The following is a 242-nucleotide window of genomic DNA, read 5'->3' as shown; positions in this document are numbered from 1 at the left end:
ACTGGAACAGCCACAGGTCCCTGTCCTCGATGTGGCGCAGTAGCATTGGCGGCTCCTGCCCGGGGAAGAAGTGGTCCCAGGCCAGCATGGCGCCGCTGCGGTTCATGTCGAAGCAGCAGGCGATCGCCGGGGAGTTCTGCGAATTCATGAAGATGTGCGCGCTTTCCCAGCCCAGCGCGACCGTGCCGTCGGCGTGCCGGCCATCGTGCCGAACGCCAGCGTGGAAGGGCGGGAACTTACCC

The 242-nt window shown here is 66.1% G+C and carries 1 pseudogene; it reads right to left on the bottom strand.

The window, feature by feature from the left end:
- Positions 1–242: pseudogene (locus SB756_RS34300) on the bottom strand (phosphohydrolase); the annotation flags it as partial.

The sequence above is a fragment of the Pseudomonas sp. SIMBA_068 genome (assembly GCF_046534705.1).
Classification (GTDB): Bacteria; Pseudomonadota; Gammaproteobacteria; order Pseudomonadales; family Pseudomonadaceae; genus Aquipseudomonas; species Aquipseudomonas putida.
This window is presented reverse-complemented; position numbering and strand designations above follow the sequence as displayed.